Origin of the sequence: Secundilactobacillus paracollinoides DSM 15502 = JCM 11969, assembly GCF_001311135.1 — a bacterium.
GTDB lineage: Bacteria > Bacillota > Bacilli > Lactobacillales > Lactobacillaceae > Secundilactobacillus > Secundilactobacillus paracollinoides.
The window spans coordinates 11,513-33,441 of the sequence record NZ_BBAG01000038.1; the positions used below are offsets into that span (position 1 = coordinate 11,513).

The 21,929-nt window shown below is 47.6% G+C and carries 21 protein-coding genes and 3 pseudogenes; 6 read left to right on the forward strand and 18 right to left on the reverse strand.

Features of this window, described 5'->3' with window-relative positions:
- Positions 1-210: 210 nt before the first annotated feature.
- Positions 211-1,604, reverse strand: a pseudogene (locus JCM11969_RS11560) (FAD-binding oxidoreductase).
- A gap of 204 nt (positions 1,605-1,808) precedes the next feature.
- Between JCM11969_RS11560 and JCM11969_RS11565 the strand changes: the two are divergent.
- The gene (locus tag JCM11969_RS11565; RefSeq protein ID WP_054711400.1) at positions 1,809-2,297 is read left to right on the forward strand and encodes a MarR family winged helix-turn-helix transcriptional regulator; all 489 of its coding nucleotides are present in this window, start codon (positions 1,809-1,811) and stop codon (positions 2,295-2,297) included.
- A gap of 58 nt (positions 2,298-2,355) precedes the next feature.
- Here the strand turns inward: JCM11969_RS11565 and JCM11969_RS11570 are convergent, their stop codons facing one another.
- The 10 genes and pseudogenes from JCM11969_RS11570 to JCM11969_RS11605 form a co-directional block, all read right to left on the reverse strand.
- On the reverse strand, positions 2,356-2,793 hold the full coding sequence (locus JCM11969_RS11570; RefSeq protein ID WP_054711402.1) for a GNAT family N-acetyltransferase: 438 nt from the start codon (positions 2,791-2,793) through the stop codon (positions 2,356-2,358).
- Between the two features lie 16 nt (positions 2,794-2,809).
- A complete protein-coding gene (locus tag JCM11969_RS11575) occupies positions 2,810-3,244 on the reverse strand; it encodes a MarR family winged helix-turn-helix transcriptional regulator (protein WP_054711405.1) in 435 nt (144 codons plus the stop codon).
- Between the two features lie 418 nt (positions 3,245-3,662).
- The gene (locus tag JCM11969_RS11580) at positions 3,663-4,517 is read right to left on the reverse strand and encodes an NAD(P)H-binding protein (protein WP_054711407.1); all 855 of its coding nucleotides are present in this window, start codon (positions 4,515-4,517) and stop codon (positions 3,663-3,665) included.
- Between the two features lie 240 nt (positions 4,518-4,757).
- On the reverse strand, positions 4,758-5,768 hold the full coding sequence (locus JCM11969_RS11585) for an amidohydrolase family protein (protein WP_054711409.1): 1,011 nt from the start codon (positions 5,766-5,768) through the stop codon (positions 4,758-4,760).
- Positions 5,769-5,889: 121 nt separating this feature from the next.
- The gene (locus JCM11969_RS11590; RefSeq protein ID WP_054711411.1) at positions 5,890-6,705 is read right to left on the reverse strand and encodes a Cof-type HAD-IIB family hydrolase; all 816 of its coding nucleotides are present in this window, start codon (positions 6,703-6,705) and stop codon (positions 5,890-5,892) included.
- Between the two features lie 136 nt (positions 6,706-6,841).
- Positions 6,842-8,224: an FGGY-family carbohydrate kinase gene (locus JCM11969_RS11595; RefSeq protein ID WP_263850063.1), complete on the reverse strand. Its 1,383-nt coding sequence runs from the start codon at positions 8,222-8,224 to the stop codon at positions 6,842-6,844.
- A gap of 5 nt (positions 8,225-8,229) precedes the next feature.
- Positions 8,230-8,382: a hypothetical protein gene (locus tag JCM11969_RS19195; protein WP_225353269.1), complete on the reverse strand. Its 153-nt coding sequence runs from the start codon at positions 8,380-8,382 to the stop codon at positions 8,230-8,232.
- A gap of 694 nt (positions 8,383-9,076) precedes the next feature.
- The gene (locus JCM11969_RS11600) at positions 9,077-9,736 is read right to left on the reverse strand and encodes an SDR family oxidoreductase (RefSeq protein WP_225353277.1); all 660 of its coding nucleotides are present in this window, start codon (positions 9,734-9,736) and stop codon (positions 9,077-9,079) included.
- Entirely contained in the window at positions 9,643-9,852 is a 210-nt protein-coding gene (locus JCM11969_RS19200; RefSeq protein WP_225353270.1) for a hypothetical protein, read from the reverse strand. Before JCM11969_RS19200 ends, JCM11969_RS11600 begins: the two co-directional genes overlap by 94 nt.
- A gap of 189 nt (positions 9,853-10,041) precedes the next feature.
- A pseudogene (locus JCM11969_RS11605) lies at positions 10,042-11,527 on the reverse strand (glycoside-pentoside-hexuronide (GPH):cation symporter).
- Positions 11,528-11,884: 357 nt separating this feature from the next.
- Here JCM11969_RS11605 and JCM11969_RS11610 point away from each other — a divergent pair.
- Positions 11,885-12,988 carry an ROK family transcriptional regulator gene (locus JCM11969_RS11610; protein WP_225353271.1) on the forward strand — a complete coding sequence of 368 codons (1,104 nt, stop codon included), beginning with the start codon at positions 11,885-11,887 and terminating at the stop codon, positions 12,986-12,988.
- Positions 12,989-13,089: 101 nt separating this feature from the next.
- On the opposite strand, the gene JCM11969_RS11615 is transcribed toward JCM11969_RS11610, so the two are convergent.
- From JCM11969_RS11615 to JCM11969_RS11640, 6 genes and pseudogenes are all read right to left on the reverse strand, one after another.
- Entirely contained in the window at positions 13,090-13,392 is a 303-nt protein-coding gene (locus JCM11969_RS11615; RefSeq protein WP_054711414.1) for a hypothetical protein, read from the reverse strand.
- Positions 13,393-13,555: 163 nt separating this feature from the next.
- Positions 13,556-14,038 (reverse strand): winged helix DNA-binding protein, encoded by a 483-nt coding sequence (locus JCM11969_RS11620; protein WP_054711416.1) that lies wholly within the window; start codon positions 14,036-14,038, stop codon positions 13,556-13,558.
- A gap of 61 nt (positions 14,039-14,099) precedes the next feature.
- Complete coding sequence (locus JCM11969_RS11625) at positions 14,100-14,732, reverse strand: FMN-dependent NADH-azoreductase (protein WP_054711418.1); 633 nt, start codon at positions 14,730-14,732, stop codon at positions 14,100-14,102.
- A gap of 164 nt (positions 14,733-14,896) precedes the next feature.
- Positions 14,897-16,224: pseudogene (locus tag JCM11969_RS11630) on the reverse strand (dihydrolipoyl dehydrogenase family protein).
- Between the two features lie 760 nt (positions 16,225-16,984).
- Positions 16,985-17,491 (reverse strand): helix-turn-helix domain-containing protein, encoded by a 507-nt coding sequence (locus JCM11969_RS11635; RefSeq protein ID WP_054711420.1) that lies wholly within the window; start codon positions 17,489-17,491, stop codon positions 16,985-16,987.
- Entirely contained in the window at positions 17,409-18,206 is a 798-nt protein-coding gene (locus JCM11969_RS11640) for a cupin domain-containing protein (RefSeq protein ID WP_054711422.1), read from the reverse strand. The genes JCM11969_RS11635 and JCM11969_RS11640 overlap by 83 nt, the downstream gene beginning before the upstream one ends.
- 93 nt (positions 18,207-18,299) lie before the next feature.
- Here JCM11969_RS11640 and JCM11969_RS19205 point away from each other — a divergent pair, with 93 nt between their 5' ends.
- The 3 genes from JCM11969_RS19205 to JCM11969_RS11650 all read left to right on the forward strand — a co-directional run bounded on the left by JCM11969_RS19205 (position 18,300) and on the right by JCM11969_RS11650 (position 20,051).
- A complete protein-coding gene (locus JCM11969_RS19205) occupies positions 18,300-18,917 on the forward strand; it encodes an NAD-dependent epimerase/dehydratase family protein (RefSeq protein WP_225353272.1) in 618 nt (205 codons plus the stop codon).
- 82 nt (positions 18,918-18,999) lie between these two features.
- On the forward strand, positions 19,000-19,299 hold the full coding sequence (locus tag JCM11969_RS19210; protein ID WP_225353273.1) for a hypothetical protein: 300 nt from the start codon (positions 19,000-19,002) through the stop codon (positions 19,297-19,299).
- Positions 19,300-19,316: 17 nt separating this feature from the next.
- Entirely contained in the window at positions 19,317-20,051 is a 735-nt protein-coding gene (locus JCM11969_RS11650; RefSeq protein WP_054711425.1) for a glucose 1-dehydrogenase, read from the forward strand.
- Positions 20,052-20,316: 265 nt separating this feature from the next.
- On the opposite strand, the gene JCM11969_RS11655 is transcribed toward JCM11969_RS11650, so the two are convergent.
- Complete coding sequence (locus tag JCM11969_RS11655; RefSeq protein ID WP_054711427.1) at positions 20,317-21,036, reverse strand: SDR family NAD(P)-dependent oxidoreductase; 720 nt, start codon at positions 21,034-21,036, stop codon at positions 20,317-20,319.
- Between the two features lie 223 nt (positions 21,037-21,259).
- Here JCM11969_RS11655 and JCM11969_RS11660 point away from each other — a divergent pair, with 223 nt between their 5' ends.
- On the forward strand, positions 21,260-21,847 hold the full coding sequence (locus JCM11969_RS11660; protein WP_225353274.1) for a TetR/AcrR family transcriptional regulator C-terminal domain-containing protein: 588 nt from the start codon (positions 21,260-21,262) through the stop codon (positions 21,845-21,847).
- Positions 21,848-21,929 lie beyond the last annotated feature (82 nt).

Sequence of the window (21,929 nt, forward strand, 5' to 3'; positions counted from 1 at the left end):
AACGCGTTCCGGGAGGCTGAGGGCTCCGTAAGGCACTTCGACCCAAAAAGTCAGACCCTGACTTTTCGGTCTTTCTAGGCCTCATAGTGGAAACGCGTTCCGGGAGGCTGAGGGCTACTGCGTAAGCCAACTCTGGCAAAAATGCCAAGTTCGGCATTTCTGCCAGAGTTAGCTTACGCTCCGCCCTCAAAGCGCCTCCCTCCACGCTCTTTAATTTATTTTCCGCTTCGGATTCAAAATTCCCATCGGATCAAACAACGCCTTGATCTGATGTTGAATCTGATCCACATCTTCACCTAACTCTTCGTTGTTCCACTGATTCTTCAGCATCCCAACGGCGTGTTCGCCCGAGATCGTTCCGCCCAGTTCCAACGTCTTGTGGAACATCGGTTGCAGGGCTTCGACGACTGCTTGTGGCGTCTCCGTCACTTCTTTTGGCCACACAATGGTTGGGTGCACATTACCGTCACCGGCATGCCCGGCCACGTAGATCTTCAAGTTGAGCTTGGTGCCGACCTCGCTGATGTAGTCCATCATTGGGGCTAACTTGGACAGTGGCATTGCCATGTCTTCCATGATATGGTTTTGACCAGCAAAGATGGCTGGCAACATGTCGCGACGCAATTTTTCAAGGGCTGCTTGTTCCGTGGCATCCGTAGTCACTTGCACGTCCTTTGCCTGATATTTAGCCAACAGATCATTCAACACTTTGACCGTTTCAGGGGTGCTGCTGTCGATCTTAAAGATCAGCATGGCGCCGCTATTTTCACTGTAGTGGGTCCCTTCGTAGGTGTCCAGTGCCGAAATCGTTGCACTGTCCAGCGCTTCCAACATGGTTGGGTACACACCGGAGATCCGGATAGCTGCCACGCCCTCAGCGAGTTTGGTCATGTCATCGAAGAATGCAATCCCCATTGTTGGGGTGCCGAGTGGGATCGGCAACAATTTAACCGTGATTTCAGTGATGATGCCAAGCGTCCCTTCAGACCCGACAAACAGCTGAGTCAAGTTATAGCCAAAGGCCTGCTTCAAGGTCCGACCGCCAAGCTTGATCTCACGCCCATCAGCCAAAACGACCTTCATACCGAGAATGTTATCCTTAGTGGCACCGTATTTCACAGTGCTCATCCCGCCAGCGTTGGTTGCGGCGTTACCACCGATCCCAGAAATCGGCTTTGAGCTGGATCTGGTGCGTAGAACATGCCTTCCTTACGCGCAGCTTCGTCCAGATCACCATTGATGACGCCGGGTTGGACAACAGCGAGAGAATCGGCCTTACTAATTTCAACGATTTGGTTCATTTTCTTGGTTGAGAGAATGAAGCTCCCAGCAACACCATCAGCACCGATAACCGTCGTCGTGAATTGGTCTTGCGGGATAACTGCGATGTGGTACTTGCGGGCAGTCTTTAAAACGCCTTTTACGTCGTCTGAATTACCAGCTTCGATGTAGGCAAGGGCTAACCCGCTGTCGTCACCGGAAAGGTTAGGACTGAACGACTGCTTTTGAAGGGTGGCTTCGTCGGTGTAAACAGTGCCGGCTTTGACCTGGTCCTTCAAGAAAGCAAGAATTTGATCATCTGAAAATGCTTTGAATACCGTCATTTCAAAAATCCTCCTTGTGTTAAACGCAATAGTGCCCGCCCGTCATACGTGCGGTGACGGGTCTTTTGTGTTTAATGAACAACATCCTGGTTGGGGATGCAGTTGCAACATAATCAGTGCAAAATTGTCTCAACTGTGATATTGTTTCTTAAGGAAACAATATCGCGTTTAAGCTGTAAAGTCAACTCAAAAGGAGGCCGCATCATGGAAAAACTAACCTATTTCAAGACTGAGATCGATCCCGCTCTGGTCACCCTCGCAAGTCAACTGGCCTCAGGTGACGAATTTGAGAAGACCTGGATCAGTTCGCGACTCGCCGATCCAGAATTAGCCGCAATTGTCGATCAACTCTCCATTATTAATATGCATACACTCAGGGCCATTGCCGTTCACCACCTCATCAACGGGGTCGCATTGGCGGAGAAACTTGGTGTGACGCGAGGTACCATTTCAAAATCAACGAAGAAACTACTGCAGTTAGCCCTCATCCAGCAGGAAAAACATCCCGACAATCAAAAGGAAATTCACTACCGTTTAACGCCAGCTGGAACGGCCATTAACGCGCAGCATCAAGCCCTCGACACCTATTTAAATCAACAGGCCCAACAGGTCGTTTCCCAATTTTCTGAAACTGATCTGCATAACATCGCCTCGTTTCTGGCCAAAATGGGACAGATTCGCAAACGCCATTAAAAAACGCCATGGCATCGGAAAACGCAATTGTTTGCCGGTGTCATGGCGTTTTTAAAAGCTACAAAGCACTGTGAACCATTTTAATATGTGGGGTACTGTTAAAAATAAACGTGTCTCCTTCTGTCTCAAAGCCAAACTTACGGTAGTAGCCCTGAACTTGAACCTGGGCTTCAATGCTGATGGTTAAATCCGGGAAATCCTGTTGAACCACCGTCATGATCTGGTGCATCAAGTCGTTGCCCATCCCAGTTCCGCGATGGGCGTCATCCGTCACCACACGGCCAAAGGTCACCGTCTGGGCATCCGTTTGAAAGACCCGCGCATACGCAACTACCTGGTCGTCCACCTGATTAAAGATATGGACTGCCTTTAAATCGTTATCATCTACTTCTTGATAGACCCGGTTTTGGTCCACCACAAAGGTATTGACTCGAAGCTTTAGACACTCAAAATACTCAGTAGCGGTTAATTCCGCAAATGGCTTCACTTGCCACATAGGCACACTTTCTCTCTTATGATTTAAATAGTAGATCCTGTAACGTTTCAATTGCCTGGGTAGCACGTTGTTGCTGGCTTGGTGTCAGCGGCTGAAGGATCTGTTGCACCTGCTTGTCTGATTGCTGATCAAGCTGCGTATTAAGCACCCTACCAGCCGTTGTTACCGTTAAAATGACCGCCCGGGAATCCGTTGAAGACGGTGTTTTTTTGACTAATCCCATCGTCGCCAGTTTTTTGATCAACCGACTTGTATAGCTGCGGTCAAGGGCCAGTCTCGCCGCGACGTCTTTGGGACTGATGGGCATCTGCGCGGCAATTAACATCAATACGCGAGCTTCCGGCCAACTGAGTGTCGTGTTGAAGACCCGTTTGTTTAACAGGCCAAGAAGTTCAGTATAGTCTCGGTTGAACGCTCGAATTTGGTGCAGGTCGTGCTGCGATAACGCCATGGTATGTGCCTCCTAGGTAGTGGCTTTTGTCCATTATATTTCTTGAGTTTTAATTTGTCTATACTAAAAACAGCCAAGAAGAAAAATTTGCTTCCTAGTTGTTTTGTGGTGCTTTGTTTTGATTATTTAATTTCTGGATTGGTAGCCCGTTATTTAGGGAATGAGGTTATATGCTATGGTTGTGAGTTTTCTTGGCTACCGTGCAAAAACGAGTTCCGGAAAACAGAAAGCTACATGTAAGCTAAATCTGGCAAAAATGCCAAGTTCAGGCATTTCTGGGTGGTTCTCTGTCCTCGATCCGAAACGAGTTCCGGAAAACAGAAAGCTGCATGTAAGCCAAATCTGGTGTAAATGCCAGGAACGGGCATTTACACCAGGTTTGGCTTACACTCCGCTTCCTACCGTTTTCCTCCACTCTCTATATCAGTGCCACCCTCTGCTTCAAAATCGCCGCCATCCCATCTGCTCGGCGCCCAACAATTGTTTCAAAATCATCCGTTACAATATCCAGTAGTCCCATCGCGCCCGCTTGATATAGCGAGGTGCGCCCAGGAATACCCGATTTCCTTTGACTTGCAGCAAAATCCTGCAAACTCGCCGGAGCGTAACCAATTTTCTCACCCAGTGTCATAGTCAAAATGTGCGCAAGATCGGTCATCTTCAAACTGCAGGGTTGCGTCAGCGTATAGCTCTGGCCCTTGCCCCGCAGTGTCGGTGTTACCGCAACCTTTGCGATAGCTTCCGCACTGTTGTTTGCGCCAATATAGGACAACGCCTGGTCACCCACCGGATAGGTCAATGCGGCTTGCCGAACAAACTCAGGTAAAGACGGGATAAGCTGATCAGCTAGCAACGCATTTTTGATGACAGCATAGGGAATGCCAGCCGTTGCTAATCGCCGCGTTGCGTATCCGTAAAACGGCGACAATACATAAGGGTTACGTTCCTGATCAGCAAACGACCCGACAAAGATCAATTGCGTAACAAACGCCGCCTTAGCTGCCTCAAGCATCGTTTCAAATTCGACAATGTTTCGGTTGACGGTTGCTGTTATATCAGCCATGTAGATCAAGACATCCGTTCCTTCAAGATGCTGCGTTAATGCTGCCTGGTCACTAACGTCAGCCGTTTGGGTCGGCACCGATTGCGATGACGATGTCCCCATCTGCCGACGAGCGACCACTTGACAATTTGCTAGGCCGGCATCGTCTGCCATGTAACGCATTAAATAAGTTGCCAGCTGTCCTGACACCCCAATAATTGTATAGTTCATCAAAAGCCTCCTCAGTCATTGAAAGACCTGTATGTAGCTGTTCGTTAAAAAAGGTTGCCAAGCGCGCACGCATTGACAACCTTTGTGTGGGTGTGATTTCGTTATAATATCGACACAAATACCTAATATTGTTGCTAAACTTATTATACTGGCATCTGTATCCCGAAACAACCACCTTTAGTTATTTACATTAAAAATGTGACACATTCTTTCACGGACTGTAGTGACACCACGACGATCCTACAAATGCAGAATCGATTTCGCTGTCCCAGAACCAATCTGATCACGTTGGGCTTGTGTCAAATCAGCATCGTCTAAAAAGGTCGCAATCTTATCCGTTGGTTCATAGGGATAATCCGTTGAAAATAGAATGTGGTCGGCACCGAATTCGTTGACTGCCCACTGTAACTGGTTTTGATCAAACAACCCACTTGGTGACACGTAGAGATTATGGTGGAAATAATAGGAAATATCGTGTTTCAAACCAGGCTTCGTTGGCATGATTGTCTCATCCATCCGGTGCATGTAAAAACTGACCAGCTCGCCCCAGTGGCCCATCATGATCTTCAGGTCAGGGAACTGGTCAAAGCGCCCCGCTAAAACAAGCCGGACAAATTGCAGACCCGTTTCAGCATGCCAGCCAAACCCAGGCAGTCCAAGCGCACCACCGCTTGCGAGTGGGTACTGGTCACTCAAATAATAGGTGTTGAGGACTGCTGGCGCCGTCATCCCTGGATGAATGTAGATCGGCACATCCAATTCGGCCGCTTTTTCAAAAATGGGCGTAAATTGTGGCGCATCCAGAAATTGGCTTTGCACCCGGCCGTGAATCATGGCCCCCTTAAGGCCGTCTTCCTTAACGGCCCGTTCTAATTCCGCGGCCGCAGCTTCACCGTTTTGAACCGGTAACGCAGCAAACCCGGAAAACCGAGTGGGATACTGTTGAATCACGGCACCAAGATGATCATTCATCTCCTGTGCCTGTGCGACAGCTTTATCGGGTGCTGTCCCTTCCAACCCTTCATCGGATAGCACCTGCATTTTAATGTTGTGGGCGTCCATAAAGGCGAGCCGGTCTTCCAAGGGTTCAATCAATTTATCGTCAACAGCATACTGCGCTAATCCGCCACCGATAGCCTGCCCCAGGCGCTTTGCAGCCGCCGTGTCCGCTGGTTGCGCGTGTTGCGCGGTCGCCGCTTTCAGGCTCGCAGCAGTTGCATAGTGTTCTTCAACAGTAATGAGTTCAGTCATGTTAACATCTCCCAATTTTTCTTTGATCTATCTATTAAAATAAGCCGCAGCCAGTATAGCACCAACGGCCTATAACTTACGGACCACAATCACGTTTTGTGTCACACAACGTCACTCGCAACTAATCAATAAAGTGTTTGATGGCATCCGCAACACCGCGTTCATAGTCGTGGTCAGTGACGTACTTGGCGACCTGCTTCACAGAGTCGATCCCGTTTGCGACGGCCACTGGCATACCGGCAACACGCAGCATTGACAGATCGTTATCGTTGTCGCCAATGGCAATGATCTCATCTGCTGAAATGCCTAGTTGTTGACCCAGGTCCAGCACAGCCTTCCCCTTATCAACACCTAAGTGGTTCACTTCCATATATTGACCGGAAGAATACGTACAATTGATTTGGTCGTTAAAGCGGGTCATCACCGCTTGATAGAGTCGATCCTGCACATGTCGTTGCGGGTGCATCCCGATAATTTTCATAATTTGGTCATTTTTAAACGCGGCTAATGTCGGCGCGTTAAATTCGTCGTAGGCCACGCCACGCGTCTTCAAATAGGCCTGGTCATCAGCTCTTAAATGGTAAATGTACAGGTGATCCAGGGTGTAGACATGGATATCGATATCGTCAAATTCCCGCATGATGCCAAAGACCTTTTCAGCCTCATCATGCGGCATTGCGTTGCTGACGATCACCCGGTTGTTTTGATTTTCAACGACCACCCCGCCGTTATATGAAATCACGTATTCGTCAGGTTGTTGAAAGAGGCCGAGGGTTTGAAGCAGCGGCTGAATGGTCAAAAAACTCCGCCCGGTATTCGGGACAAATTTGACGCCCGCCGCAGCTGCTTCCTTAATTGCTGAAACGTTGGCTTCTGAAATACTGCCATCCTTTCGCAATAGCGTTTCATCGAGATCACTGGTGATTAGTCTGTACATCGTACTCATTCCTCCCTTAATTAGACACCAAAGCGGGGAAGGTTCGCACCCGCCCCGCTTTTATTCTATCAGCTAATTACATTCATTTCGAAACATTCACATCATTCACGATATCATTTTCACAAAACGGTCTTTCCTATGATTCTTCGATCCCGGAGATCAAGGACAATTCGTGCATATCATCACCTAAGTCCTTGTAAACATTCCGGTACAGTTTGTAGTACTTGTTGTAGATGTCATGCTGTTCCTTGCGTGGTTCAACCTTGTCGCCAAGGACTTGCCACTTTTGTACATCATCGACGGTCAGGCTGTCAGTGGCTAGACCGGCAAGCATGACGTCACCCAAGTTAGCTTCGGCGTCATCGATCGGTGTCCGAACAGCGTAGCCCGTCACGTCAGCAAACATTTGAACCCAGGCCTTAGAGTGGGTGACCCCACCAGCGATCACAATGTAGTCGCCGAGGTCACGGCCAGTACTTTCGATACTGTGCCGAAGCGCGTAGCAGACGGCTTCTTCAAAGGCGTGAAACACATCAGCTTTGGTGTGAACCAAGGACAACCCAAGAATGGTCCCCTTTGCATCAGAGTTCCAAATTGGTGCCCGTTCACCCATGAAGTAAGGCAGAACGACTAAGCCGCGACTACCAGCTGGGACGTCCTTGGCTTCTTCACCAAGGGTGACGTAGGCGTTCTTGCCGCCAGCCTTTTGAACAGCTACTTCAGCTTCACCGAAATTATCACGGAACCACTTCGTAATGGCACCGGCAGTTGCCGACCCACTAAAGTTATAAACGAGTTCGCGTGACTTGTATGGGTATGGCCAAACGATCAGGCCCTTGCCCTTAATTGGGGTTTCACTGACTAACGCAGCGTTCATTGAAGAGCCGATAGCGGCAACGTAACGGCCAGGCTTCAAAACGCCCATCCCGATGTTAGCAGCCCCAACGTCGACCCCACCAGCGATGACTGGTAAGCCTTCAGGCAAGCCAAGATCTTCAGCAGATTCCTTCGTTAATCGTCCTGCGACTTCGGTGGCATCAACGAACTTTTGCGGCATCTTGTCCATTGGTACACCCATGGCGTCCATCATTTCTTTAGACCAAGTACCCTTATTGATATCGTAGAACCCACCAATGTTACCAGCAGCGGAATAATCGATTGAAACGGCACCGGTCAACTTGTAGATAGCGTAGTTGTTCGGTGGCAGGAATAACGCAGTCTTCTTCCAGTTTTCTGGTTCGTGGTTCTTGATCCAGAGCACCTTAGTATACCCATAGTAGGGGTCAACAACATCGTTCCCAGTAATTTCAGATAACCGGTCAAGGTCAACGTTATCCTTGACCCATTGGGTTTCTTCGGCAGCACGACGGTCCATCCAGATCAGGTCTGGGCGAACGGGGTTCATGTCCTTATCGACGGGAACGCCTGAACCACCATACAGACCACTAAGGCCGATACCTTGAACGTCCTTTGGGTCAACACCGCTATCCTTAACAACGGCGCGGATAGAATCTTTCACACCCTTTACCCAAACGTCTGGCCACTGTTCAGCCAGAGCGGACGTGGGGTCAACACATCATATTCTTCAAGGTCTTGGGCCAGCAGTTTACCATTAGTATCCATTAAAATACTCTTAGTGCCTGACGTCCCAATATCGGTTCCGATTAAATACTTCATTGTCTGTTCCTCTTTTCATCCATTTTCCAATGTCGCTGACTAAGCAGCGCGACAGTAATGTGAATCCCTTCAACGCGCTTGTAGAAGTAACTGGCTAAGTCAAGCCGTTAATGTTGGGCGATCGACGGTTTGACTTAACCAGCTACACCGTTCAAAACGGTAACTGGTTGAGTTGCAATGCGTTGGAAAGTAGCCCATTGCAGTGAGTTTTACTAGCATTGGTTAATTGCAAGTTAAGAAAATCATTTGTGGTGCTTTTCAGGAAACATACCGGCATCGCGCCCCTGGTGATGGAATCGGGGAAACGGTGACCTGTTAAGGCAAACCAATCAGTGCCATCATCTAAGCGTCTAAGGGGTTGTCTGATCCATAACTGAAGTGATGCTGAGCAAACATCATTTCATTAATAGGTGGGTGTCATGGATCAAGTCGAATCGGTACCGCTTACATATTTGAAATAATCAACAACGGATACCCTTATTATAGTTGGAAATCATATTAAGTCAGTTAAGCTGGCTTGGCTTACCGGCGAACTATCATTTCTAGTATCCTGATCGTTTCAAGCAAGGCAGTCATTAAAATGGTCTTTATAAGTGGGTAATGATCATTGTGTTGTTATGGCTGAGCGACTGCGATGCCTTATTTGTCACTAACTGTCATTGCGCTTATCAGTTGCCGGTATAAAGGCTTCAGTCTACCAAGCAGTGAAGGCACCATCGATGAGGTAATCTTCACCAGTTGAGAAGCTGCTGGTATCGCCGGCCAGGTAAACGGCCATGCCTTGTAATTCATCGGGCTTACCTAAGCGGCCAAGTGGTGCCCAGTCGTTCCAGGTCTTGATCAATGGCTTCAGATCTGGTGAACTCAAGGTCAAGTCAGTCCCCATGTAACCAGGACTCATGGTGTTAACACGAACGCCCTTCTTAGCCCATTCAATGGCAAGTGACTTGGATAATTGAATAACACCGGCCTTGGTTGCGTTGTATGAACATTGTGGTTGTGGCCGGTTGACAATGTGTGCTGACATTGAAGCGGTGTTGACGATTGAACCCTTACCCTGCTTCAACATGTAACGACCAGCAGCCGTTGAGCAAAGGAAAACGACGTTCAAGTTGAGGTTAACCACTTTTTGCCATTGTTCGAATGTCATTTCTTCGGCTGGGATGTTTAAACAAACACCAGCGTTGTTAAAGGCTGCATCCAAACCGCCTAACTTGTCGACAACTGTCTTGATCATGTCTTCAACTTGATCTTGATCAGTCACATCAGTTGCAACGGCAATGGTCTTACGGCCCGTGTCCTTTGCAATCTCATCCGCAGTAGCTTGCGCCTTGTCACCGTTGATATCAACGATCGCAACGTCGCACCGGCTTCTGCTAACCCGGTTGCCATGGCTTTCCCTAATCCTTGAGCACCGACGGTAACGTAAGCAACTTTACCGTCAAGGCGCATCCGATCTAAAATACCCATAATTGAATCCTCCTAATTTTTATTTGAAAGTTATTTTATAAAACGACTTTCTTTAATTCGTGAATAAGCGTAATTCTAAAGTTTCTCGTTGTCAATAGTTTTTTGACAACGTTTCCATTTCTTTGACGAGCACCATCTCCTTAAAGGCTAGAAACCCTGATGGAACGCGAACAAACAGACTTTAATTAACTAATGTTGACCTGAAGTTGGCGTATCAGTAGCGAGATTTCCCTGACCAGTTGTCGTCGTTGAGTCCGTTGTCGCAGTTTCTTCCTTGCCGCCATTTTCAGTCTTCAATCGTTTGCTTAATTCCTTAACGATTTCAGCATGTTTGGCTTCAGTTAACGTGACTTTTGAGCCAAAAATAATGGCTGCAATGACTAATAAGATAATCGGAATATAGAACATAAACGTATTGAATTCCTGAACACCGCCAGACGTAATGTCGCTGGGCTTAGCGTTCCCAGTCATCCCAACGGCGACGGCAACGACACCAACGATCCCGTTTGAAATGGCACCCGCTAATTTATCAAGCAGCGGTCGAACGGACAGGGTCACGGATTCGTTCCGTGTCCCGTTGATCAATTGCCCGTATTCCACACTATCCGTAATCGTCATCAGTGTTGCTAAGAAGATCAGTGGGTATGGGAAGAAGTAAAAGGCAACGGCAACTAAGACCATCGGCAGGCTCTGGCCAGCGAACAAGAAGATGATGTAGCCAATCAGCATAAAGGCGATTCCGCCAACATAGATGCTTTCCGGTGAATCAGAGATTCCAAAGCTGGGAAGAGTGAGACCGAAATAACGCCTAAGATACAAGTGATCACACCGACCCAGGTATAGGCACCGGCGTTCCCTAACCGATATCTGAAGTAGTACATCAACAGTGAGTTGGTGACCACGTAACTAAAGGCAAACAGAATGTATGATGCAGAGATCCATAAGAGCTGCTTATTGTTTCCGATAGCCCGAAAGATATCAGAAACCGTGGTGTGCTTCACATTAGAACGAATCAGATTATGTTGTTCCTTGATGTTGAGGCAGGTAATTAAGGCCCCACCGGCACACAGGATCACAACGATTGCTACGTAACCCGTCCAGCCGGCACGCGTCTGAGTCCCGTATGACACGTGGGAAATCAGGTGTGAGAATAACATGATGGCTGGCGTAATAATGACAATAACGATTTGAGCCCCCAGCGTAGACCCGATCCGGGAGCAGTCCCAAACTTAGTCCGCGTCTTCGTGTCCAGGCTCACTGCTGGCAGCATGGACCAGAGCGCAATATCACTGAATGAGTAGAACACATCGACCATCAAGAACGTGATGATCAAGAGGATCAGGTAGATCATTGGGTTGTTCCAAGCTAACCCAAAGTAATCAGAAAACAGGAAGAGGAGCCCAACTGAGGCGACCACCGATCCGGTCATGATCCACGGTCGGAACTTCCCCCAGCGGGTCTGCGTGTTATCAACAACCCCACCGATCAGCGGATCAAAGAAGATCTCACCGACCCGAATGACAACGACGGCAATGGTCACAATGCCGACCATCTTTTCGTCTGACGCATTCGTAAACAACTGGCTCGTCAGAAACATCATGAAATAGATACTAAGCGTGTTATAGAACGCATCGTGACCGAACGTTCCTAACGCGTAGGAAACATACTTTCTCAAAACAAACACCTCGCATTAGATTTAACCGACAACTTCACTTAAATAGTTTTGTAGATCCATTTAATAGAACCAATTGCAACGCCAGTATATCTGTAATCGTTTTCATTAGCACTGAGTTTCAGGGTTAATTATTTTATTCACAATAATTCACTTTAAACATTCTACCGGGCTTCTTATATGTATTGTTTTTAACAAAAAATCATCAGAAATGAACAAAAAAATAGTGGTTGTGAAATCGCTATCAATTGTTTCACTGCCCAATTTTGAAAACCTGCTTTATATTTTAATAAGTCGGTTTTTATTTTGCCGGATTGTGCTAAACTTAGCTTAATCACACTTTAGAAAGGAGGCCCCATTTTGAGTAGTAATATGCAATCGATTCAACAATCAAACTATTCTGACATCTACCATTTGCTGTACGCGCATGACAAATTGTCCAAGCAAGACATTGCCGATGAGCTGGGGTTGAGCCTCCCCACTGTCAGCACCAATCTCCAAAAGTTGATCAATCAACAACTCGTTATGAAAAACGGGCAGTTAAAATCATTGATCGGACGTCGGGCAACGGCTTATTCGATTGATCCAAACGTTGGTCTGAGTATTGGTGTGGAACTTTACCGCACTAACGCCACAATTGCGATTATAAATCTGCGTAACGACATCTTAGCGCTACATACTGTTAACATTCCCTTTGCCAACGATACTGAGTACTGCGAGGTGCTCAGTCAGCAACTACTCCAGCTGATCCGCAACAAGGGATTGAGTTTAAACCAAATCACCGGTGCTGGGATCGGTATCCAAGGATTGATCTCAAACGACGGTACAACGGTCCTTTACGGCAAGATTTTGGGTGGCACCGGCATGAAAACATCAGATTTCAGCCAGTACCTGCCATTCCCGGTCACCTTTTACCATGATGCGGACTGCGTGGCTGTTGCCGAATTTGCGGGCACCCCAACGGATGGCATCTTCCTGTCGATCAACGAACACATCGGGACCGCCATCATTATTAACGGTCAGGTGCTTAAAAGTACCAGCGGGCGTGACGGCACCATGGAACACATCACACTGAACGCTGTCGACGGGCCAGTCTGCTACTGTGGCCGCCGCGGCTGCATTGAGACGTACTGTTCCTTAAGTTCATTGCTCCAGCCAAACGAAACACTGGCCAGCTTTTTCAGTGACCTGCATCAAAAGAAGAAGGCCGTGGTCAAACGGTTTGAAACCTACCTCGACTACTTAGCCGATGCCATTTACAATCTGCACATGTTCATCGATACGCCGTTGATCATCGCTGGCGAGCTGACAAAGTATCTTAACGAGACCATTTACGACGCCTCAAGAAGCGGCTCAAGGAACGCTCCGTTTTCCCAGAAAATGAAGAATACCTGCGCTTTGGGAAAGTCGGCGACCACTCCGTTGCAATTGGCGCTGCTATTCCCGCCATTAACGATTTGTTAGCTGATATTTAAATGGGTTCGAGCCACTAAAAAAACGGTTTTGAGTCTCCTTTGCAGAGAATCAAAACCGTTTTCTTAATTTCGGACGCCACCTTCAAAAATTTAGGCCAGCATCGTTGTGACCTTTTCATGGAATGCCTGATAGCATTGGCCAATTCGGTCGGTATGGTTCATATAACTCGCAGCAAAACCGCTTAATATCAGGTCATTTAACTGCCAAAATTCAGTATCGATCTCACTAAGATCATCATCCGTTACCGTTTCTAACGTCGTCAACTGCTGGCTTGCTTGAATTAAATAGGTGGCAGACACCACATTGTTGCTGGCGTTAACCGCGTGCGCCACCAAATCGTCCATCCGTGACAATGCCTTTGTTTCTTGTTGCGACCGCTTTACATCGAGCATACGAGTCATCCTTTCAAATCGTGTTAATTGCTAATTGTATTTAATAAAATCATTTTCTTTAATATAACACAATTTGAATGGATTACTAGCTTTCTACGCGTGATTTATACCGCTATAAAGCGCCCCATCTAAACCAAGTTTTAGATGGGGCGCTTAAAGGGGCCTATTTAAAGTTTCTTTCAGCCAACAACATATCGTGAAGAAAATTCCCGATGAGTTCTAAGTCATCATCGCTATATTTTTCATGAATCACACTTAACCGCTGTGTTTCAAGCGTCGCGTGCATCTCATCGTGTGTGTCAGCAATCGTTCGCCCATTTGTCGTCAATTTATAATACAAATTCTTCTGATTTTGAGCTTGTTTATAACTTGAGATCAACGCCAGTTTCAGCAATGTCTTAGCGGCCCGAGTGACGCCACCACGAGTCACATTTAGCGTTTGTGCCAATTCGATGCCCGTCATATCCTGACGTTTCAAAGCCGACAGGATGTGCAGCCCTACGATCGACGTTTTCGGGACCATCGCACTTAATGCTGGCTCTTCCAGGTGGTTAACGATCCACGACTGTTCGCGATTCACGGCGTCCCGTTCCGTAATCATCTGGCGGAGTTCATCAAATATCCGGTTTTCCATTTCTTTCGTCATGTCATCGGCCCCATCTCTTTCATGCTAGTGACAGTATACCAAATTGATGGTACGCCTGAGACTAAAATGTTTTGGCTAACTGGGTCGCTTCGTCATTCGCTGCAGCTAAAATGGTCGCAGTTTGTTCTGGCATTTGGTCGCAGCCCTCGATGAAAATTTTATTGGTATCTTTGATCCCGTAGAGGTTAAGGATCATGTCCAGATAGCTGTCGCCTAAATCAGCTTGCGCGTTTGGATGCTCTGGATCGTGATATAGCCCGCCGGCGGCCTGAATGTGCAGTGCCTTCTTACCGGTCAATAATCCCACTGGGCCGTTTGCCGTGTACTTAAACGTCTTGCGGGTCACTGCTGTAACGTCAATGTAGGACTTCAGTTCTGCCGGCAAGAAATGGTTGTACATTGGATTGACGAACACGTACTTATCAGCACTTACAAACTCTTCTAGCCAGTCTGAATGAGCTGCCAGTAAAGTTTCTTCATCGCTGTTGAGTGTCTTGCCGTACTTCACCTTGAGCCAAGCATCAAAGGTCTCGTCGTTGAGTGGCGGCACCGACGTTGTGAAGAGGTCGCGGACAACGATCTCGTCTTCTGGGTGGTTTTGTTGATATTGCGTAATAAAGGTTTGGGCAACCTGAACGGATTTTCCAGTTGTTTCAGTGTGTGGGTGTGCCATGATTACAAGTAATTTTGTCATTTTTAGTGGTGCTCCTTAATTATTTTAAATTTTGTTGATAGGAAACATTATAACTTGTTTTTGTTTCCTGTCAACAAAATTCAAAAAATAATTTTCCAGTGACAAAAAAACCTCAGGCAGCCGTTTCGGCACTGAGGTTTACTTTTAAAATTGTCTTTTATAACTTAATAAAAATACTGCAGGTCACTTTCAGCACTTGGATAAACAGGCATCCAATCCTTGGCTTCCGCCGCAGTTTCATGTCGGCTGATAATGCCGGAGAACGTGTTGATCAGTTCCTCAGCATTCACCGCTAGAACCACGGCCCCCACCAATTGTTGGTTAGCCTTATCGATAATCGTTGTGACCCGTGCCGTTTTATCCTGGAGCCGATTGTACGTGTACCAAGAACCAACACTTGATGTCCGCACGTCGTAGTCGTCAGGATGCGCTGTGGCAGTTGCCACCGTTACCCCCACTTGGGCGAGCTCAGGTCCCGCAAATACTGTATGCGGAATTGGTGGATAACTGATGGCCGCCTGCTGACCTAGAATGCTGGCAGCAACGTACCGACCTTCATACCCAGAGACTGGCGTTAAACTCGGCTGTTTCTTGTCAATGACATCACCAATCGCGTACACATTTGACGCCGCCGTTTGTAAGTGGTCATTCACTTCAACACCTTTAGCTGACGCGCTAATGCCGGCAGCATCAAGGTTTAGCCCCGCAATATTGGCTGGCCGACCCGCTGCAGCAAAGATCGTATCCAAGGCAACATCTTCGTCATCCGTATGAACGATAACGCCGCTGCCTGCTTCAGAAACGCCTGTAACGGTTGTGTTCCAGTGAAATTGGATACCCTTAGCAGCCAAAGTTTCTTTAAGCACTGCCGTATCAGCTTCCGGAAAACCACGAAGCAGCTTATCGTTGTGCTGGAAAACGTGCACCTTTGCGCCCGCCTCAACTGCGATATTGGCCAGTTCAATGGCAACGTAGCCGGCCCCAACAAACCCAATTTCATGCGGTAGTTCAGGTAAGGATAAGAAATCCGTACTCGTTTGAAAATGTGCCTTCCCTGGCACGTTAGGAATCGCTGGTGTCGCCCCCGTTGCAATAATAATGGCATCACCAGTCACTTGTTTATTGTTCACACGCAGGGTGTGCGCGTCAACGAATTCGGCGCTGCCAAATAACGTAGCAATTCCTGAAGACGCTAATCCATCATGGGTGCCACCAGGAATCTTGTCGGTATAGCCGCGTTTAAAACTCATCAATGCTGGCCAATCAATGTTGACTGCCCCAGTAATGCCGCTTTGCCCATACCGTTGCGTTTGTCGTTTGGATTCAACGACCCCGTAAAGCATTTTCTTGGGATCGCACCCAAAGTTAGGACAGGTGCCGCCCCACAAATTATTTTCAATCACTAACACCTTTTGCTTACCAACTAATCCATAAGCTGCGGCTAACCCACCAGGCCACCGCCGATAATAATCGTATCGTAATCGTAAGCCACAAGAATGCCTCCAGTCAAAATGAGTTAACTTGATTTTAACTGTTATTGAGATGAGAGTGAAGCAAGGCGCCCCAAGGGCATTCCAATGTTAGGTGATAGTCCGTTGCATTCCGTAATTTGGCAGGCCGTGTGGTGGCTCGCGACTGAGCTAACTCGATTTCTGCTGCGCAGCTCTCGAGTGGATCTCAGTCGTCTCGCACATCAGTAACCGACCAAAGTACGGTCGCTAACTGATGTCGACACCACAGCTCCGTACCAAATTGCTCCATTCCACTGACGTTGAGCACCCTTTTTGCCACTAGTTAAGCATCACAATAGCATTAAACCTTGTTCGCGAAGAATCCGCCCTCGACCGCTATTAAGGCTATTAACAGCAATGCTTCCCATGATGTGTCAGTCACCAGTAGCGATTAATTTAGAGGCTTCGTGATACCACTTTCGACGACTTATTAGCTGTGACGATCACAGGGAGACGTAGGAGATCCTTGAATTTCTGCAAAGACATTCAATAACTCCCCGGAGCGACCCCACCTAAGCCGGCAGGGCCGAACCGTGGAGCGAAGTGACATTAAAGTGCTATTTTGAATCACCCAACAATGTAAAGCTCCCATTGCAGAACTCGTTACGGCAATATAGCCTAGAAAGACCCAATCATGAATTAGTTGACTTGGCTGAATATTTAAAAAAGCAAAGGTGCGCTAAATACATAGTCAATCACTAAAAGGTTTCTTTTATTAAGAAAGCCCCAACACAAGAGCTCCTACCCACGCCGCGTAACGATCTTTCCCGCAACCACCTCATAAACGTTCCGCTGCCGGTCCTGTCGCGGTGTCACCTGCCAAGTCGTTTGATAATTCCGTTTAAAACTGACGCTATCCTGAAACCCGACCCGAACCGCAATCTGATTAAACGTCAGTCGACTGCCCAACACCAGCGGTCGGGCAACTTCGCACCGAAACTGATTCAGTAGCGGTTTAAACGTTTGCCAAAAATAGGTTAACAAGCGTTCATTGACTGTATCTTCAGAATAAGTCAATGTTTGGGCAACTTCAGGTAAGGTCAACGGTTGCGCACAGTGTTCAAAGAGGTAGACGCCAATAGTCCACCCATCGCTATTACCGACCAACTGGTGGTGTGTTTTAAGTGCATCCCGATAAGCTTGCGGCGAAACAGTGTTGATTTTTTCAAACTGATAGTAAAACGTGCTGATGGTTCGATAGCCGCAGATAGCGGCAATCTTGCGGATACTCAACTCCGGAAATTGCATCAGCTGCCGCGTTGCGAATACGTACCTGGTTTAGGAGTTGATTAAAGTTAAACCCAGTCAGTTCAATGAGCGCCGCTTGCAACTCCTGAGCTGTCGTTTCGAACACTTTTGCCATCCCCGACAGTGTTAAATGCGACGGATGATGAAATTGCAGATAGCGCAGCCAGACCCAGGGTTGCTCGTCTTGTGATACAGAAACGGCAACGTGTGGTTCCACGTGAAACAAATAGATCAGATAGGAAGTCAGGGCCAGATTCAGGCTTTCAGAATTAGCCGGATGATGTTGTTTTTGCAGAACTGCATTAGCGCAAAATTGTTCCAAGAACGTCTTTGAATCAGCAGCTAGATGCACGACTGGGAAGAAGTGTTCAGCGTTTCGCAGGGCAACAGCGTACTGTTTTTCATCGTTGGAGGACAGCAGTAAAAGTCCCATGGAGAGCCGAATCGCATACATCGTCAATGTTGTTTCACCTGCTAGCGACACGCGACGAATCTGATGTGGCATCAGCTGAACCACATCCCCCGCTGTCAATTGAAACGCCGTCCCGTTGATCTCAACCTCAGCGGTGCCAGCAGTGACGACCCAGAATTCGGCTTCATCGCGAATATACGGTGCAACATCTGCGGTAATCGTCTCCAATGCAATACTCAGATCCTGTGGTTTGTAATGACTAGACAGGTAGTTGGTACTGACGTATGGGTAGTCAGAATTCATTTGTGTCTCCTTTCGAACACTTAGCGGAAAAATCGTCACTATTTTTATTCAGCTCCGATTATACTGGTTGTGAAATTAATATCAAGCAAGGAGATGGCACATATATCAAAAATATTTGTTTTAGGTGGTACTGGTTTTCTCGGGTACTACACCACTAAGGAATTGCTAGCCCAGGGGTATCAAGTCAAAACAATGGCATTACCGCCAATGCCGGCAGATAACCTTCTGCCAAGCACCGTTGAGCTCAGTCTCGGCAACATTAACGAGCTATCAGATGCGCAAGTGGTTGACCTGTTGAGTGATTGTGACGGCTTCATGTATGCCGCTGGCGCTGACGAACGTGCTTTGCCGGAAGCCCCCGCACTCAGTTTTTACTACCACGCAAATGTGCTCCCAACCCAACGTCTGGCCCGTTTAGCGCGACAAGCAGGCGTCAAGAACTTCGTTGTTTTTGGCTCTTACAACGCCGAATTTGCCAGCCTATGGCGCGACACCTATCCTGACTATCAGTTGCAGCCCTATCCAAACACGCGATTATTACAAGAACAGGTTGCCTTTGCTGAGGGTGAAGGTGCGATGACCGTGACTGTTCTGCGGCTTCCATACATCTTCGGCACCATGCCAGGTCGAATGCCGCTTTGGAAAATGTTTGTGGATCAGATTCGTAACCAGCCTGTTTACCCAGCGTTAAAGGGCAGCACCTCGCTGTGACGGTTGAGCAGGTGGCTGAAGCTGCTGTGGGTGCCTCCAGCACGGGGAACACCGCCACACCTATGCCATAAATGCATATAACTTGGCCTACAAAGATTTCTATGACATGATTGTGGAAGCGCTTCACCAAGAAACAATGACGCAAGTTCCAGTTGTGCCATTTGACCAATTAAAGCCGCAATTCGAACAACTCGATGCCCAAACGGCTGCCGCTGGCAAGGAACACGGTATTCACATTACGTTATCCGAAAAATTGCAGGAAGAAGCGCAGTGTACTGATCCTGATGAAACGGCCATTCTGGGGATCAAAGACCATGATGTCGTCGCCTCGATCAAAGCAACATTAGCAAAATGTGTTGAAGCAGATGAACCTGCCAATTAGAAAGGACTTGAAGAATTATGGGAAAATTAACGGGTAAAGTTGCAATTATCACGGGTGCCGCTCAAGGAATGGGCGCCGCGCACGCCAAGCTATTTATCGCAGAGGGCGCTAAAGTCGTTTTAACCGATCTCAACGAAACTGAAGGCCAGGAAACGGCCAAACAGTTAGGCGATAACGCAGTGTTCGTCAAGCAAGACGTGGCAAGCGAAAGTGACTGGCAGACCGTTGTCAAAACAGCAATGACTCATTTTGGTCAAATTGATATTCTGGTCAACAACGCCGGAATCACCTACGCAAAATCCCTGTTTGATGTTTCGACTGAGGACTATTTAAAGATCTTCAAAATTAATCAACTGAGCGTTTTCTTGGGCATGAAATATGTCGCTGCGGAAATGAAAAATGCGGGTCATGGCAGCATCATCAATGTCTCATCCATTAACGGGTTAGTCGGCGGTGCCATCGGATACACAGATACGAAGTTCGCTGTGCGTGGAATGACGAAGGCGGCTGCGCTAGAACTGGCCCATTACGGCATCCGGGTCAATTCGGTGCACCCAGGCGTTATCTCAACGCCAATGATCCACCAGGGTGATACGGATGACGCAGTGGCTCAATTTGCCAAGACAATTCCCCTCCAGCGCATTGCTGAACCAGAGGAAGTGTCGAAGATGGTGCTCTATTTGGCTTCGGATGATGCCAGTTATTCGACAGGTGCGGAGTTTGTGGTGGATGGGGGATTGACAGCGGAGTAGAGAGTGGAGCAAGGCGGGTTAGGGGTGGTGTGTAACGGACTCCGGCCGAAAAGTCCGGGTCTGACTTTTTGGCCGGAGTCCGTTACACGTTAGCCCCGTGCCTGCGGAACTCGTTTAGTCTACGCAGGCTAGAAAGATCAAAAATCAAAGCTACCTCTTTTTATAACCCACAACAAAAAGCCGCGTTCCAGTCACCCAAACAGTGCTCTGAAACGCGGTTTTAATAGTCAATTTTACTATCTCTTCTACTCACCGCAGTCGGCTTCTAATCCGCTTCCTCGGCCGCCCTGTCAAAACGCACACCAGAAGGCAATGCTCGGCGCGTGCTCCGGTCACCTCGCTGCAACGTCTTCGTCACCAGCCGCAACGTTGGATCATGAACAACAACCTCACGTCCCGCACTAATATGCTGTTCCAGCCAGTCCGAATTCACAAAATTTGCGGTAATCGATGAGTCCTTCAACGCTTGGCGTAAATCGATCGTATACTGATTGGCAGCTGCCTGCGATGCCCGATAACCAGTCCCTATATGCTTAGACTGCAACACACCAGCTAATCGACCAGTCACGTTAATAATTTGAGCGGATGTTCCTTTTTTTAGGAGAGGCAACATCGCCTGAGTCACGTCCACCATGCCAAAGAAGTTGGTCTCAAAATCCTGTCGCATCACAAACGATGATAGGGTTGTCGCTGAAAATTGGCGATCAAAGGAGACGCCGCCATTATTGATCAGCGTTGTCAAATAACCATAGTTCATTTCAATAAACGCCTTGGCACCATTGATTGACGCGCGGCAGGTCGCATCGAGCTGAACGACGCTGGTTTGAATGCCCTGCTTTCCCAAAGAGACAGCCAATCGTTCCCCTCGTTGACTATCCTGAACGCCAAGAATAACATGGTGCCCCGCCTGCCCCAGTTGCGTGGCAATTTCGACCCCCATCGACTGGTTCACATTCGTAATTAAAGTAATCGGTTTTGTTGTCATCTGCCAATACTCCTTTGCTCAAAATAAAACGTTACTGTTAGGTGCTTATAGGCCTATAATAGCACTTAATAAATGATATATAAACCTTATTTCATATTTCAAACGTTATTATTATTTTTTAAATAACGTTTTATTTTTAAAAAAACGGTCTTTAAAATTTAGCACAAACCATAGTTACCGCTTCCATTTCGCGGTAAACTAGACATAGAACCTAGCACAGGAGTTGATCACGATTAAAGCCCAAGCAACTAAGTGGAAGCTGGCCGAGGCATTAAAAACGCTGATGGCCACCACCCCGTTCAATAAGATCACCATTGAGCTGCTGACACAGCAGGCGCAAGTCACCAGAAATACGTTTTATTATCATTTTGAGGACCTTTACGCCCTCTTGGAATGGACGTTTCAACGTGAAATCGTTGACCAGCTCAGTGACCACTACTTGCGAGTCAACCGCTGGCAAGACGGTTACCGGCTGATTCTAGCGTACATCGCTGATAACCGTGAGTTGTGCCTCAAAAGTTTTCACTCACTGGCGCGTGATATTTTGGAAAATACGCTGTATGACGTTGCCAGCAGAATGGTGGCCGCAGTCGTGCTCGACGTTGACGCGCACGTCCAACCGGCGTTGCGGGATGCCATTGTCAACTTCTTTGGTTGGGCACTTGTGATGCAGCTTGTGCAATGGCTGGCAAACGGGTTGGCGGAACCGCAAGAAGCGTTGGTCAAACGGGCGGAAACCGTGCTTGATGGTTCGGTAGCAAACGCAATTCATAATGGTCAAAAATTGTCTGATTTTGGGCAAACAGACTGAGTTGACCATTTTTAGTTGCGATAGTGCCAGTTACAATAGAGGTAGGATAATTCCTTGAAAAGTAAAGCGTACGCGATGTCAT

Bases quoted from the DNA above. Each gene is read 5' to 3' on its own strand.
- JCM11969_RS19200 (WP_225353270.1), bottom strand. From the start codon at position 9,852: ATGGGTATTTTAGATCGGATGCGCCTTGACGGTAAAGTTGCTTACGTT.
- JCM11969_RS19195 (WP_225353269.1), bottom strand. From the start codon at position 8,382: ATGAAGTATTTAATCGGAACCGATATTGGGACGTCAGGCACTAAGAGT.
- JCM11969_RS11570 (WP_054711402.1), bottom strand. From the start codon at position 2,793: ATGTGGCAAGTGAAGCCATTTGCGGAATTAACCGCTACTGAGTATTTT.
- JCM11969_RS11585 (WP_054711409.1), bottom strand. From the start codon at position 5,768: ATGACTGAACTCATTACTGTTGAAGAACACTATGCAACTGCTGCGAGC.
- JCM11969_RS19205 (WP_225353272.1), top strand. From the start codon at position 18,300: ATGGCACATATATCAAAAATATTTGTTTTAGGTGGTACTGGTTTTCTC.
- JCM11969_RS11635 (WP_054711420.1), bottom strand. From the start codon at position 17,491: ATGCAATTTCCGGAGTTGAGTATCCGCAAGATTGCCGCTATCTGCGGC.
- JCM11969_RS11575 (WP_054711405.1), bottom strand. From the start codon at position 3,244: ATGGCGTTATCGCAGCACGACCTGCACCAAATTCGAGCGTTCAACCGA.
- JCM11969_RS11655 (WP_054711427.1), bottom strand. From the start codon at position 21,036: ATGACAACAAAACCGATTACTTTAATTACGAATGTGAACCAGTCGATG.
- JCM11969_RS11650 (WP_054711425.1), top strand. From the start codon at position 19,317: ATGGGAAAATTAACGGGTAAAGTTGCAATTATCACGGGTGCCGCTCAA.
- JCM11969_RS11615 (WP_054711414.1), bottom strand. From the start codon at position 13,392: ATGCTCGATGTAAAGCGGTCGCAACAAGAAACAAAGGCATTGTCACGG.
- JCM11969_RS11640 (WP_054711422.1), bottom strand. From the start codon at position 18,206: ATGAATTCTGACTACCCATACGTCAGTACCAACTACCTGTCTAGTCAT.
- JCM11969_RS11625 (WP_054711418.1), bottom strand. From the start codon at position 14,732: ATGACAAAATTACTTGTAATCATGGCACACCCACACACTGAAACAACT.
- JCM11969_RS11565 (WP_054711400.1), top strand. From the start codon at position 1,809: ATGGAAAAACTAACCTATTTCAAGACTGAGATCGATCCCGCTCTGGTC.
- JCM11969_RS11590 (WP_054711411.1), bottom strand. From the start codon at position 6,705: ATGTACAGACTAATCACCAGTGATCTCGATGAAACGCTATTGCGAAAG.
- JCM11969_RS11620 (WP_054711416.1), bottom strand. From the start codon at position 14,038: ATGACGAAAGAAATGGAAAACCGGATATTTGATGAACTCCGCCAGATG.
- JCM11969_RS11580 (WP_054711407.1), bottom strand. From the start codon at position 4,517: ATGAACTATACAATTATTGGGGTGTCAGGACAGCTGGCAACTTATTTA.